Origin of the sequence: Streptosporangium sp. NPDC050855, assembly GCF_044456585.1 — a bacterium.
Classification (GTDB): Bacteria; Actinomycetota; Actinomycetes; order Streptosporangiales; family Streptosporangiaceae; genus Streptosporangium; species Streptosporangium longisporum.
On the sequence record NZ_JBITFY010000003.1, the window covers coordinates 19,941 to 33,380 of the forward strand.

Here is a 13,440-nt window from a genome sequence, read left to right on the forward strand (position 1 = left end):
GGACGGTCACAGCAGCATCCCCTTCCTGAGGCCGGCGACGGCCAGGCCGCCCGTGACGAGCGTGATCGCCAGCAGGGCGGCGATCGGGCCCGCGACGGCGGTCACGCCCGTGCCGGGGTCGGCCAGTGCCGCCAGCGCCGTGGCGGTCCAGCCGTTCGGGGTCAGCAGCGCCACGCCCTGCAGCACGCCGGGCAGGTTGTGCAGCGGTACGAGGCTGCCGCCGAGGAACGCCATCACGAACGAGATGACCATGATCACCCCGTCGGCCTGGGCGTCGGTCCTGACCCGGACGGCCACCAGCATGGTGATCGCGGCGGCGGCCAGCACGTGGGCGGTCAGCACGGCGAGCACCGCGAGCGGGTCGCCCCAGCTCGAACCGAAGATCAGCGTGCCGGAGAGCCAGGTGGCGCAGACACCGACCATGGCCAGGGCGAACCCGACCAGGGCCTTGCCGGCGACCGGGACCCAGGAGGCCAGCGGCCCGGCCCGCATCCGGTCGAGGGTGCCGAGCCTGCGTTCGGTGAGCAGGCTCCGGAACGACGCGCCCACGACGAAGAAGGCGAACAGCGCCGCCATGCCGGAGCCGTAGTAGACCGCGAGGTCCACCTTGCCGCCGGCCAGCGGGTCGCCGGTGAGCGCGAGCGCGGGCCCGGCGGCGCCGTTGCGCTCCACCAGCTCCTTGACCCGGTCCCCGGGCACCCCGGCGAGCAGGGCCGCGCGCACCGCCAGCGTCCTGGCGTCCACGACCGCCGAGATCCGGTCCACGACGGCGCTCGCGACCACGCCGGCCAGCGGCGAGCGGGGCGAGGTCAGGACGGTGACGTCGCCGCCCTCCCCCTCGCCGACGCCGCGGCTGAACCCGGCGGGGAAGACGATGGCCGCGCCGATCTCGTCGGCGTCGAGCGCCCGCCGCGCCTCCGCCTCGGCCGGCAGGTCGCGCAGCGTCACGCTGCCCTTCAGCTCCTCGTCGGCCGTCACCTCGCGCCGCACGCTGGCGGGGAACTCGCCGCCGTCCAGGTCGACGACGCCGATCGTGGCGCGCAGCGGCGGGTCGTCGCCGCCCAGGGCCAGCCCGAACAGGGTGGACAGGGTCACCGGCACGAGGATCGCGATGACGATCGCGGTGCCGTCGCGCAGCCGGGTGCGCAGTTCGAGTGCGCTCACCGTGAGCATGGCTCGCCACATGGTCAGTCCCGGAGGGTGGTGCCGGTGAGGTGGAGGAAGGTCGCCTCCAGGTCGGGTTCGACGACCTGGGCGGCGGTCACGACGGCGTGCCCCTGCACGGCGGTGATGAGCGCGGGCAGCAGGTACCTGCCGCCGTCCGCCATCAGGCGCACGGACGCGGTCCCGGTCCTGGCGGCCTCGGTCACGCCCTTCACGGCGCGCAGCTCGGCGAAGGCGGACTCGACGTCGCCGTCGAGCGTGAGGTCGACGGTGTCGGCACTGCCGACCAGGGCGACCAGCTCGCGGCGGGTGCCGTCGGCGACGATGCGGCCGTGGTCGATGATCGCGACCCGGTCGCAGACCCGCTCGACCTCCTCCATGTAGTGGGAGGTGTACAGCAGCGCCATGCCGTCGCCGACCAGGTGTTCCAGGCCGTCGAGGATGGCCTTGCGGCTCTGCGGGTCCACGCCCACGGTGGGTTCGTCGAGGATGAGCACCTCGGGGCGGTGCAGCAGGGCGGCCCCGATGTTGATGCGCCGCTTCATGCCGCCCGAGTAGGTGTCGAGCCTGGTGTCGGCCCGGTCGGCGAGGCCGACCAGGTCGAGCACCTCGGAGATGCGCGCGGCGAGGGCGCGGCGGCGCAGGCCGAAGATCCGGCCGAAGAAGCGCAGGTTCTCCCGGCCGGTCAGCTCGGGGTAGAGGGCGATCTCCTGCGGTACGTAGCCGATCCTGGACTTGGCGCGCAGCGGCTCGCGGGCCAGGTCGACGCCGCCGACCGTCACGGTGCCCGCGTCCGGCCGCAGCAGCCCCACCAGCATGGAGATCGTGGTGGTCTTCCCCGCGCCGTTGGGGCCGAGCAGGCCGTACGCCTGGCCGGGGGCGATGGAGAAGCCGACGTCGTGCACGGCGACCAGGTCGCCGTAGCGCTTGCCGAGGTCCAGGCAGGACAGGGCGGCGGTCGTCGCGGCGGTCGTCGTGGCGGTCATCGTCGCCACCCCGGTGCCTGCGGCGGGTCGCCCTTGGCCGCGGTGTTGGCGGCGAACACCTGCCGGGCGGGGTCGGCGCCGAGCTGGTAGTCCAGCGGGGTGTTGCCGGTGACGCGGTTCCACAGCACGTGGCAGTCGAGGACGTCGTCGCCGCCGAAGTCTGCGGAGGAGCCCATGACGAACCCGGCGCCCATGATCGACTCGCCGCCGGGGTGGTTGTCGTGGATGTGGTTGTCCACCACGACCACCCGGTGGGTGCCGATCAGGGCGAGGCCGACGCCGGAGATCGGCGGGCCGGCCGCGCCCAGGCCGTCCGGTTCGGCTCCGGCGGCCAGCACGTTGCCGTACAGGTCGTTGCCGGAAACCAGGCAGTCGCGCACGCCGCCCTCGGGCTCGCCCTCGTAGACCTGGTTGAGCAGCAGGACGCCGATCGCGTTGCCGTGGCAGGCGTTGCCCCGCAGCGCGGCCCCGGAGGAGTTGTCCACGAAGATGCCGAACGCGTTGGCGAAGGACTCGTTGCCGGTGATCTCGGCGTCGGAGCGAGGGCAGAAGCTCAGGGCGACGCCGCCGTACTGGCTGCCCGAGGCGCGGCAGCGCGTCACCCGGCAGCCGGTGGACTCGCGCAGGTAGATCCCCCAGACGGCGTTGTCGCGCGCCTCCACCTCGTGCACGCCCACGCCGGCGGCCGAGTGGGCGTAGACGCCGGCGCCGGAGAAGCCGCGTACCGTCAGCGCCTCCACGCGCACGTCGCCCACGGCGTCGCCGTGCACGGTGAGGCCGCTGACCACGTCCTCGGCGGCGTCGTGCAGCCGGGGGACGTCGGGCGGCCCGCCGTCGCCGGGCACCAGCACCGTGCGCCCGGCCCCGGCGCCGGTCAGCGTCACGCCGGGATGCCTGATCCACACGCTCTGCGCGTACGTCCCCTCCCCCAGCAGGATCCGGGCGCCGGGGCCGCTCTCGTCCAGCGCCCGCTGGATCGACTCCCCCGGATGGACCGTTCTCGTCTCGGACATCAGCTCTCCTCCCCCTGCGCGTTCCCCCGCGGATCTCCCTGCGTGTTCCTCCGCGCGTTCCCCCGCGGATCTCCCTGCGCGTTCTCCCGCGTGGCCGGCGGGGCGGCGTAGACGACGGCCACCGACACGAACACCCCGCGGCCCTCGCCCCAGCGGGCGGCGGCCGCGACCGTCGCCGGCGTGCCGGGACTCAGCCGCGCCAGCGCCGCGCGGGCGCTGGCGCCGCGGATCGCGTACGCCGCCCCGGCGGTCAGCGGCAGCCCGGTGGAGGCGGCCAGCTCGCCGGCGGCCTCGTCCAGCAGCGGCTCGGCCCACGGCGCCGCGGGCGCGGTCACGGCCTCGAAGTCGTGCCAGGTGAAGCCGGGCGGGCGCCCGCCGACGGCCTTGACGAGACTCTCCTTGACCGAGAAGGCGACGCGGCCCGCTCCCAGGCTCCGCTCGGCCGCGGTGGCGACGTGGCGGGCGAGGGTCTCCCCGCCCCGGCCCACGGCCCTGGCCAGCCGGTCGGCCTCCACGATGTCCACGCCCACCAGGACGGCGGGCGCGCTCACGCGGGCGCTCCGGTACGGGAGACGGGCGGCCTCGCGCGGGGCTCCGGCGCGGACGGCGGGGCTCACGCGAGGGCCCCGGCGCATCGGGTGACGAACGGCGCGAGCGCCGCGGTGTACTCCTCGGCGCGCTCCACCATCGGGATGTGGCCGCTCTCCTCGACGACGAGCGTCTCGTGCCCCTCCCGCCCGGCGAGGATCTCCAGCCAGGGGGCCACGGGCGTCATCCGGTCGTGCCTTCCCCAGACGTACAGGGCGGGGCAGGTCACCTTGTCCAGGGCGGGGCCGACGCGGTAGGCGCGGGTGGCCTTGAGGCTGCGGGCCATGGACACCATCGAGTCGGGGCGGTTGATCAGCTCGCCCGCCTCGGCCATGCGCTCGGCCGAGAAGTGGCATCCCCGGTGGAAGAGCGCCGCCACCATGCGCCGGCCGAAGTCCTCGCCGGTCGGCCGGATGCTGCCGCGCCGGTCGAAGCTCAGCCCGACGTCCGGGTCGGCGGTGAGACCGGGCGCGCCGCTCACCACGATGCCGCGTACCCGGTCGGGACGGCGGCCCGCCAGGTCGATGGCGACCAGGCCGCCGAGGGAGTTGGCGCAGACGACGATGTCGTCCAGACCGGCGGCGTCGCAGGCGTCCAGCAGCGTGTCGCCGAGCCGCTCGATGGACCCGGCCACCTGGCGGTCCATGGCGCAGATCGCCTCGTTCGTGCGCAGCACCGTGCGGCCCGCCCGCGCCAGGCTCTCGTACGGGTGGTCCCAGATCCAGCCGCCGGCGAACAGGGCGGACATGAACACCACGGCCGGTGCTCGGTCACCGGGCCGGTGCTCGGTGGTGAATTCCCTCATCGTCAAGGCTCCAGTCACTCGGTCACAGCGTCGAGGCGTCGTCGGGGGTCCATCCGCAGTCGCAGGCCGCGCCCGTGCCCGCCGTCACGACCTGCTCGCACTCGGGGCAGCGGGCGTGGTCCCGCGCGGTGGCGGGGTACCAGACGCTGGTGTGGACGCGCGTGCACAGCCCGCCCTTGAAGAAGCGGCGCATGGCCCGCTGGTGCGGCCGGGCGTGGACCGCGCGCAGCGACTCGGGCCGGTCGAAGGCGCTGAGCGTGAACTTGCGCCCGCCGACGTCGAACGTGGTCACGCCGAGGAAGCCGCGCGAGGCGCGCAGCGACTTGACGATCTCCACGCTGAGCAGGTCCACGTCGGCGGACTCGGCGTCGTCGCGGATCTCCAGCCAGGTCAGGACGAGCGCGCCGGGCCGCTCGGTGCGGCCGGTGGCGGCCCTGGCGCTCACGCCGAACTCGCGGCTCCCGTCGGCGGCGGGCACGAAGCGCGCCGTGTAGCCGAGTGCCCCGGCGATCGCGAGCCGGTCGAACACGCGCCGCACGTGCACGCCGCCGACTCCGGCGGTGACCATGTCGAGGCCGGACACGGTGACGGTGCCGCCTGCCGCGGGCATGCCCAGGTACGCCTCGCGGTGGTCGGCCTCGAGGCTCCAGGACACGGCGGCGGCGTCCTCGTCCCCGGTGACGTGGCCGACCTCGAAGGTCAGGTTCCTGAAGCGGGCCAGGGTGGCGGCGGCGTGCGCGGCCAGCGCCTCGCCGGCCAGCGGGGCGGGGCAGTCGGGGTCGGTGTAGGTGTCGGTGCTGGCCGCGACCGCCGTGGCGTCGCCGGCCCGCCACGCCTCCAGGTGCGTCTCGGCCGTCTTCCTGGCGTCCATCAGGTCTCCCCCTCGTGCGGCCCGTCTTCCGGCAGCCGCCCGCTGCGCACCGCCAGGGCGACCGCCCGGACGTCGGTGTGGCTGATCGACACCCGGATCCACCCGGCGTCGCCGGACGCCGCGGGACCGGGGTCGTCCGCGGAATCGGCGTCGTTCGCGAGAGCGTCGGCGTTCGCGGGACCGGCGTCGTCCGCGGGAGCGCCGGTGTTCACGGGAGTGCCGGGACCGGTGGCCGGCGGGAGCGCCGCCAGGTCGCCGTGCAGGCGTACGGCGGGCGGGTGCCCGCCGAGGCAGGCCCGGTCCTCCCGGCAGGCCGCGGTGGGGAGCGGCAGGATCTCCACCTGGCCGAGGCGCTCGGGGGTCGGTGGCAGGCCGAGCAGGCGCAGGACGGCGTGCTTGGCGGCCAGCCGTCCCGCCCAGTGCTGCAGGGTGCGCCCGCCCGACGACCTGACGCGCTCGGCGCGCGTGTAGACGACCTCCAGCGGCATGTCGCCGACGAGCTCGTGGGGGCCGGTGAGCCCGGCGTGGCCGACGATCGCGCTGCCCCACCGCCTCATGCCGCCACCGCCTTCGCCAGCCGCCTGAGGGTGGCGGGGTCGGCCATGCTCAGGCAGCGCACCCCGGTGCGGCGGGCCAGCCCGGTGAGCACCTTGCTGTCCCCCACCTCGACCACGGACACCGGCGCGGGGACCGGCCCGGAGACCGGCGCGGGGATCGGTGCGGGGATCGGCCCGGAGACCGGCACCCCGTCCGGCGCCATGCCCGGCGCGGTGTCAGACGCGATGCCCGGCGCGGTGTCCGGTGGCGCGGACGTGATCGCCTCCATCGTGCGGGTCCAGCGGACACGGCCGGTGAGCTGGGCGACCAGCGCGTGGCGCAGGACGCCGAGGTCGGCGGTCGGCTCACCGGTGACGTTGGGGACGACGGCGACGCGGGGGGCGCGCATGGGGGCCGCCGCCACCGCCTCGGCCCAGGCGCGCTCGGCCCCGGCCATCAGCGGCGAGTGGAAGGCGTCGCCCACCTTCAATGGAACGATCTTGTCGGCGTCGGCGGCGAGTTCCGCGAGCCGGTCGAGCCCGGCCTGCGAGCCCGACACCACCACGTGGCCGGGCGCGTTCTCCAGCCCCACCACGACCGGCTCCCCGGGCGCGGAGGCCGCCGCGGCCAGCTCCTCGACCCGTTCCACCGGCAGGCCCATCACCGCCAGCATCCCGCCGCGGGCGGCGACCCCGGCCATGAGCCGGGCGCGCAGCTCCACCAGCCGGACCGTGCCCGCCAGGTCCAGCACCCCGGCCGCGTGCAGCGCGCTCAGCTCGCCCACGCTGTGCCCGGCCACGACGGTGGGCTCGTACCCCGCCTCGTCGAGCACGGCCAGCGCCGCCAGGTTGCAGGCCGTGACCGCGATCTGGGCGTGCTCGGTGGCGACCAGGCGCTCCAGCGGCCCCCGGGCGCACAGCGGTGAGATCGGCCGGGCCAGCAACGCGTCGACCTGGTCGAGGCGCCGCCGGGCCACCGGGCTGCGGTGCAGCCAGGCGCCCATGCCGACGCGGACCGTTCCCTGTCCGGGAAAGAGATAGCCCAGCATGTCGTCGTCTCCCTTCGCCGACTACAGCCGGCGCCTGGGGCGCCGCTCCTGGTGCGCGGGCCGTTCCGTGCCGAGGAAGCCGAGCAGCAGCTTGTTGACCTCGTCGGGTGCGTCCAGCGGGAGCCAGTGGCCGGCGTCGTCGATGCGCTCGTAGCGCCACGGGCCCTTGACGTACTTGCCGGAGGCGGACATGCCCTCCTCCAGGAGCGCCTTGTCGCCCGCGCCCCAGATGCCGAGCGTCGGCGCGTACACCGGCGGGAACGGCCGGGCCGGGCGCAGCTCGGCCTCGGGCGAGCGGTTGGCCCGGTACCAGTTGAGCCCGGCGGTGAGCGCGCCGGGCCTGGCCAGGTCGCGCAGGTAGCGGTCGTGGTCGCCCTCGCGGCCCATGATCTCCTTGAACAGCCGCCAGCCGTTGCGCCGCAGCAGCTCCTCGCTCACCCCGGGGAACTGGTAGAAGAGCATGTACCAGGAGGCCGCGCGCTGCTCCAGCGAGGGCGTCGCGAAGACGCCGGGGTGGCCGACCGACAGGACCGCCAGGTGGTCGAGCCTGCGCGGCATCAGGAACGCGTACATCCAGGCGATCGCCGCCCCCCAGTCGTGGCCGACCAGGTGCGGGCGCTTGACGCCCAGGTGCAGCGTCAGGGCCACGATGTCGTTGACGATGGTCTGCATCCCGTACGCCGAGGCCTCCTGCGGCTTGCCGGAGTCGCCGAAGCCGCGCAGGTCGGGCGCGATGACCCGGAACCCGCCCTCGACGAGCGCCGGGATCTGGTGGCGCCACAGGTAGGAGGAGTCGGGGAAGCCGTGCAGCAGGATCACGGGGTCGCCCTCGCCCTCGTCCACGTAGGCGAGGTCCACGTCGTTGACGCGTACGGTTCTCTTCTCGGTCACGCCGTCTCCCTGGGCATCTCGGTCATGCCGTCTCCCTGAACAACCGCTCGGCGAAGAACTCGCTGAACCCGAACTCCGGTACGTCCTCCGGGGCGACCATGTTCAGCAGCCCGGTCACCTGCGCGGCGAAGTTGCGTGCCATGAGCCGTCGCACCCGGCGCCTGCGCTCGACGGCGGCGGGGCCGAACTCCACGTGCAGCCTGCTGATGATGGAGGCGCCGAAGGCCAGGCGCTCCAGGCGGGACTCCCGCTCGCTCACGTACGGCGCGAACGCCGCGGGCGACCAGTCGGAGGAGTCCAGCAGGATGTCGCAGACCGTGCGGGAGTCGCGCATGGCGCACGACAGGCCGGTGCCGAGCACGGTGTCGGCGTTGCCCGCCTCGTCGCCGATCAGGACGACGCCCTCGGTCAGCGGGGGCCCCTCGGGGACGCTGGACACCGACGGCCACACCGACAGCGGGCCCGCGGGCGTCGACTCGGTGACCGCCTTGCCCCGGTCGGGCAGGCACTGGAGCTCGAACGCGGCCAGGAAGCGCTCGACCGCGCCCGGCCCCCGGTAGCGGTGCTTGTTGACGGTGGGGAAGTTCAGGTAGAGGCGGGCCCGGCCGTACCCCTGGGGGAAGACCATGAACATGACGTCGCCCTCGGTGCCCATGGCCTGCACGTCGGGCGGCCAGCCGGCCATGTCCTCGACCATCATGCCGCCGCCCCAGTGGTGCATGGAGTTGCGCATGGTGATGCCGACCTGGCGGCCGATCGTGCAGCCCCGGCCGGTGGCGCCGATCACGAGGCGGGGCCGCAGCTCGGCCGGGCCCTCGGGCGTCCGGTAGGTGACGACGGGCCGTTCCCCGGGGACGACGGTGATCTTCGAGGCGTTCATCACCAGGTGGGCGCCCCCGGCCGTGGCCTGCTCGGCCATCAGCTCGCACACGGCGTGGTGCGGGAACGACATGGGGCCGCCGATGCCGGGGATGAACCTGGTCATGTCCACCGCCTCGACCTCGTCGTCGGCGACGGCCTCGTCCCAGGTCATCCACTCGCGGATCTCCCAGGCGCCGCCGGCCGAGAAGCAGTCGTCGACGCCCAGGCGCTGCGCCTCCCTGATCCCCCAGGGCGCCAGCCACTCGCCGCGGACCAGGTCCCGGTAGGCGTCCTGCTTCTCCAGCACCACCACGGACAGCCCACCGGCGGACAGCTTGCAGGCGGCGGACGCGCCGGCGATGCCGCCGCCGACGATGACGACGTCGGGCCGCTCGGATCGGGTCACTGACCCCACCTCTCCCAGTAGGTCCGTTCCTTGGCGCGGTAGCGGTCGGCCGGGCGGAAGCCGGTCCCCAGCGTGTAGGCGACCGGGATCATGCAGACCTGCGTGACCCCGGTGGGGATGCCGAGCAGCCGCCCGGTCTCGCGTTCGTGCGGCACGTGCAGGCACGTGATCGTGCTGCCGAGTCCCCGGCTGCGCAGGGCCAGCTGGAAGGACCAGATGGCCGGGAAGATGGAGCCGTAGAAGATGCTGGCCCGCGTCTCGCCGTGCTGGACGAGGTGGCCCGGGTCCTCGTCGGCCTTGTCGGCCATCCGCGCGCGCCAGTGGGCGTTGATGGCGGCGATGTCCGGAGGCCGGCCGAGCACGCAGGGGATGACCAGCGCCGGCACCCTCGCGATCGTCTCGGTGAGCGCCCGGGCGGAGTCGTAGTTGCGGCGCGCCTGCGCGTCGTTGCGCCGCCGCCCGGCGTTGGTCCACATGTCGTTGCGGTGGAAGGTCCACGACGAGCGGATCATCTCGGCGAGCCTCTCCTTGACGTCCGCCTCGGTGATCACCAGCCAACGCCAGTTCTGGTGGTTGTTGGCGGTGGGCGCCTGGACGGCGACCTCCAGTGCCTGCTCCACGACCTCCCGGGCCACGGGCCGGTCCAGGTCCAGCCTGCGGCGCACGGAGCGGGTGGTGGTCAGCAACCGGTCGGTCTCGGCCACGTCGAAGGGGGTGGCGGAAGCGGTGTCGGAGGAAGCGGTGAGGGGCGTGCCGGAGGGGATGGCGTTCACGGCGCCTCCAGCAGGACGGCGCCGCGGACCGAGTCGTGCGCCGCGGTCAGCGCCAGCGCGCTCGCCACCGGCGCGGCGAGCTCGGGACGGGTCACGTACGAGCCCCGGTCGCCGGTGAGCGGCGCGGCGAGCCCGGTCAGCGCCGGCGCGAGGCCGTCGCGGACGGCGAGCGCGGCCAGGGCGATGTTCATCGCGCCGGTGGCGGCCTGGCAGTCGCCGATCAGGGCCGCCGAGGCGGTGAGGAGCGCGTCCGGCATGCGGGCCAGGACCGCCGCCGCCTCCTCGCCGTCGCGGGGCAGGCCGGTGGCGGCGCCGACGACCAGGCCGGGCGCCGTCCCGGGCAGCGCGAGGCTGCGCGTCACCGGTTCGGCTCCCCGTCCGGCCGCGTGCCGGGTGCCGGCCACGCGGGCGTACGGCCTGCCGCCGCGCCCGGCGCAGTGCTCGGCCGACTCGACGACGAAGGCCACGGCCGCCGATCCGGCCGTCACCGGTACCGCCGCTGCCGCCTGCGCCCCGTAGGGCACCGGCCCTGCGGCGTCGAGGACGTCGGGAGTGCCGGGGGGTTCGGGGGTGCCGGGGGTGCCGGGGGGTTCGGGGGCGTGCCGGGCGGCGGTCTCGTCGGCGGCGACGACCAGGACCACCTCGGCCTTGCCCGCGTCGATCATCTCCAGGGCGCAGTCCAGGGCGATGGACGCCGAGGCCGCGCCGTTGCAGAGGGTCGTGGTGGGGCCGCGCAGCCCGAGCGTCTGGCAGACCGCGCCGCCGGTGGCGTTCAGCACCACGTTGGAGAAGCTCAGCACGGCCGGCTTGTTGGGGTTGAGGGCGATGCTGTCGTCGAAGCCGCCGGTGCTCTCGGCCGACCCTGCGCCGGTGGCGAAGACCAGCGCGACGTCGTCCAGCTCCTTGCGCGGCAGTTTGAGGCCGGCGTCCTCCCAGGCCAGGCGGGAGGCGGCGATGGCCAGGCGTGACAGGCGGTTCATGTGCCGCCACAGCGACCGCGGCGCGAACGTGCGGCCTTCCAGGGACGGGTCCCGCCCGTCGGCGCGGCGGCCCGCGGTGATCGCCGCGGCCGTCTCGGCGATGCCGGTGCCCGCGCCGGTGACCGGCCCCAGCCCGGTGATCACCGCCTCCCGGCGGGGCGTGGGCCCGTACGGGGCCGGGTCCCGGGGGCGGGTCAGCACGAGCGAGACGTTGTTGCCGCCGAAGGCGTAGTTGTTGGAGACCACCGTGTCGGCGGCCATCTTCCTGGCCCGGTTCGGCACGTAGTCCAGGTCGGCCCGCGCATCGTCGCGCGCATCGTCGTCGAAGCCGATCGTGGGCGGTGCCACGCCGTGGCGCAGCGCCAGCACGCTCGCCACGGCCTCGACCGCGCCGGCCGCGCCGAGGGTGTGGCCGACGAAGGACTTGATGCTGCTGGTGGGCACCTGCGGGGCGCGGTCGCCGAAGACCAGGCGCATGACCTTGGCCTCCATGGTGTCGTTGGCCGGGGTGCCGGTGCCGTGCCCGCTGACGTAGTGGACGTCGTCGGGGGTGAGCCCGGCCTCGGCCAGCGCGCGGCGCATGGCGCCGGCCCCGCCGCGCCCGGTGGGGTCGGGGGCGGTGGCGTGGTAGGCGTCGGCGGAGAGCCCGTAGCCGGCGACCTCCGCCAGCGGCGTGGCCCCCCGGGCGAGCGCCAGGTCCAGGGGCTCCAGCAGCAGGAACGCGGCGCCCTCGCCGAGGTTGAGCCCGTCGGAGTGGCTGTAGGGCCGGCACGGGCCGGTGCTGAGCGCCTGCAGCCCGGCGAAGCCCGCGTAGGTGCCGAACAGCAGCGGGTCGACGCCACCGGCCAGGACCGCGTCGGCCTCACCGGTGAGGATCTTGTCCCTGGCCAGGCCGACCGCGTTGCCGCCGGCGGCGCAGGCGGTCGAGACGAGGATGCGCGGCCCACCCAGGCCGAGCCGCTCGGCGATCACGTCGGCGGTGTGGTGCATGGGCTGGTAGCTCCCCCCGGGGCCGGGGGTGGCCTGGCACTTGCCGAGGATGACGCCGAACCGGCCGGGGTCGGGTGCCGTCCGTACCGGATCGGCCTGCCCCGGCCGCCCGGTCTGCCCGGTCCGGCCGCCCTGACCGGCCTGACCGGACTGACCGGACTGACCGGCCTGTTCGACCGCCTGGCGGGCGGCGACGAGCGCGAGCCGCGCGGTGCGGTCCCCGGCCGCCTCGTCCGCGGGGAGCTGCTCGTCGATCCACGCGTCGGGCACCTGTCCGGCGTACCTGGCGGTGAACACGGCGAACGCCTCGTCCTCGATCGGGGTGAGCCCGCCCCTGGCCGTGGTGAGCCGCGTCCAGAACTCCGCGGGGTCTCTGCCGGCCGCGCAGATGATGCCCAGTCCGGTGACGACGACGGGCCGCAGCGCCATGCTCTACCTCCTTCTCAGCGTGACCGGCCGATCAGATGATCGGGATGCTCCAGCTCTTGGGCACGATGTACGGGCTGGTCAGTGTGGTGACGCCGAGACCGTCGACGGTGAGGTCGAGGCCGGCCGCCGCCAGTTCGGGGTCCACCCGGGCCAGGCCGAGGGTGGCGCCGAGGCCGGTGCTGTGCACGGCGTGGACGACCTCGCCCACGTCCTGGCCGCCGGCGAGCACGCGGGTGCCCGGTGCCGGGACGCCGTCGCCGCCGGTGAACCCGACCGTGCGCCGCCCGCCTCCGGACTCGAACGCCTCCACCACGGCGTCGCGGCCGACGAAGTCGGCCTTGGTGATGTCGACCAGCCAGTTGGCGCCGATCTCGATCACCGAGGCGCCCGGGGTGACCTCGTGGCGCGGGATCGGCTGGCGCACTTCCAGCATCGCCAGCTCCAGCGCCTCCTGCCCGGCGGGCTGGGCGTGCTCCAGCGCGCCCGCCCACAGGCCGGGCGCGGCCTCGCGCGGGACGATCATCTGGTAGCCGTACTCGCCGGTGTAGCCGGTCCTGGCGAAGATCATGTCCACGCCGTCCCAGACGGTGTCCACGACGGACTCGAACGGCAGTGAGGCGAGCTCGCCGTCGATCAGGCGGCCGACCACGCCCCACGCGTAGGGGCCCTCCAGGCCGATGACCGTCAGCTCCGCGGAGCGGTCGACGACCTCGACGCCGTCCTCGGCGTGCGCCAGCACGTGGTCCAGCAGGCGCGCGCCGGCGCCGCAGGAGCTCTCCAGGAGCAGCCCGTCCTCCCGGCCGAAGGCGATGACCTGGTCCACGACCCGGCCGGACTCGTCCAGGACGAGGCTCATCATGCAGCGGTCGGAGGTGAGGTACTCCACGTCGCGGGCCAGCAGCCGCTGGGCGAGGTCCACGGCGCCGGGGCCGGTGATCTCGACGAGCCCGTGCCCGCCGAGGTCGAGCACGGCCGCGCGCTCCCTGAGCACCCGGTACTCCTGTGAGAGGGAGGAGAAGCGCAGCGGGACGGTGGAGTCGCCCACGTCACCGTGGACGGTCCCCTCCGGATGCCGGGTCGCGAGGACGTTGACCATGG

At 74.8% G+C, this 13,440-nt stretch carries 13 protein-coding genes; all 13 read right to left on the reverse strand.

Features of this window, described 5'->3' with window-relative positions; genetic code table 11:
* Positions 1-6: 6 nt before the first annotated feature.
* Positions 7-1,164 carry an ABC transporter permease gene (locus ACIBCT_RS08230; RefSeq protein WP_399186692.1) on the reverse strand — a complete coding sequence of 386 codons (1,158 nt, stop codon included), beginning with the start codon at positions 1,162-1,164 and terminating at the stop codon, positions 7-9.
* A 23-nt stretch (positions 1,165-1,187) separates the two neighbouring features.
* Positions 1,188-2,150 (reverse strand): ABC transporter ATP-binding protein, encoded by a 963-nt coding sequence (locus tag ACIBCT_RS08235; RefSeq protein WP_399186693.1) that lies wholly within the window; start codon positions 2,148-2,150, stop codon positions 1,188-1,190.
* On the reverse strand, positions 2,147-3,163 hold the full coding sequence (locus tag ACIBCT_RS08240; RefSeq protein ID WP_399186694.1) for a nitrous oxide reductase family maturation protein NosD: 1,017 nt from the start codon (positions 3,161-3,163) through the stop codon (positions 2,147-2,149). The genes ACIBCT_RS08235 and ACIBCT_RS08240 overlap by 4 nt, the downstream gene beginning before the upstream one ends.
* The gene (locus ACIBCT_RS08245) at positions 3,163-3,714 is read right to left on the reverse strand and encodes a 4'-phosphopantetheinyl transferase superfamily protein (protein WP_399186695.1); all 552 of its coding nucleotides are present in this window, start codon (positions 3,712-3,714) and stop codon (positions 3,163-3,165) included. The genes ACIBCT_RS08240 and ACIBCT_RS08245 overlap by 1 nt, the downstream gene beginning before the upstream one ends.
* A 62-nt stretch (positions 3,715-3,776) precedes the next feature.
* Positions 3,777-4,556 carry an alpha/beta fold hydrolase gene (locus tag ACIBCT_RS08250; RefSeq protein WP_399186696.1) on the reverse strand — a complete coding sequence of 260 codons (780 nt, stop codon included), beginning with the start codon at positions 4,554-4,556 and terminating at the stop codon, positions 3,777-3,779.
* A gap of 22 nt (positions 4,557-4,578) precedes the next feature.
* On the reverse strand, positions 4,579-5,427 hold the full coding sequence (locus tag ACIBCT_RS08255; RefSeq protein ID WP_399186697.1) for an ester cyclase: 849 nt from the start codon (positions 5,425-5,427) through the stop codon (positions 4,579-4,581).
* On the reverse strand, positions 5,427-5,984 hold the full coding sequence (locus tag ACIBCT_RS08260) for a hypothetical protein (RefSeq protein ID WP_399186698.1): 558 nt from the start codon (positions 5,982-5,984) through the stop codon (positions 5,427-5,429). Before ACIBCT_RS08260 ends, ACIBCT_RS08255 begins: the two co-directional genes overlap by 1 nt.
* Positions 5,981-7,012, reverse strand: a complete 1,032-nt coding sequence (locus tag ACIBCT_RS08265) for an ACP S-malonyltransferase (protein WP_399186699.1) — start codon at positions 7,010-7,012, stop codon at positions 5,981-5,983. The genes ACIBCT_RS08260 and ACIBCT_RS08265 overlap by 4 nt, the downstream gene beginning before the upstream one ends.
* Before the next feature lie 21 nt (positions 7,013-7,033).
* Positions 7,034-7,903, reverse strand: a complete 870-nt coding sequence (locus ACIBCT_RS08270; protein ID WP_399186700.1) for an alpha/beta fold hydrolase — start codon at positions 7,901-7,903, stop codon at positions 7,034-7,036.
* Positions 7,904-7,925: 22 nt separating this feature from the next.
* Entirely contained in the window at positions 7,926-9,170 is a 1,245-nt protein-coding gene (locus tag ACIBCT_RS08275) for an NAD(P)/FAD-dependent oxidoreductase (RefSeq protein ID WP_399186701.1), read from the reverse strand.
* The gene (locus ACIBCT_RS08280) at positions 9,167-9,943 is read right to left on the reverse strand and encodes a nitroreductase family protein (protein WP_399186702.1); all 777 of its coding nucleotides are present in this window, start codon (positions 9,941-9,943) and stop codon (positions 9,167-9,169) included. Before ACIBCT_RS08280 ends, ACIBCT_RS08275 begins: the two co-directional genes overlap by 4 nt.
* The gene (locus ACIBCT_RS08285) at positions 9,940-12,342 is read right to left on the reverse strand and encodes a beta-ketoacyl synthase N-terminal-like domain-containing protein (RefSeq protein WP_399186703.1); all 2,403 of its coding nucleotides are present in this window, start codon (positions 12,340-12,342) and stop codon (positions 9,940-9,942) included. The genes ACIBCT_RS08280 and ACIBCT_RS08285 overlap by 4 nt, the downstream gene beginning before the upstream one ends.
* A 31-nt stretch (positions 12,343-12,373) precedes the next feature.
* Positions 12,374-13,438, reverse strand: a complete 1,065-nt coding sequence (locus tag ACIBCT_RS08290; RefSeq protein WP_399186704.1) for an aminomethyltransferase family protein — start codon at positions 13,436-13,438, stop codon at positions 12,374-12,376.
* Positions 13,439-13,440 lie beyond the last annotated feature (2 nt).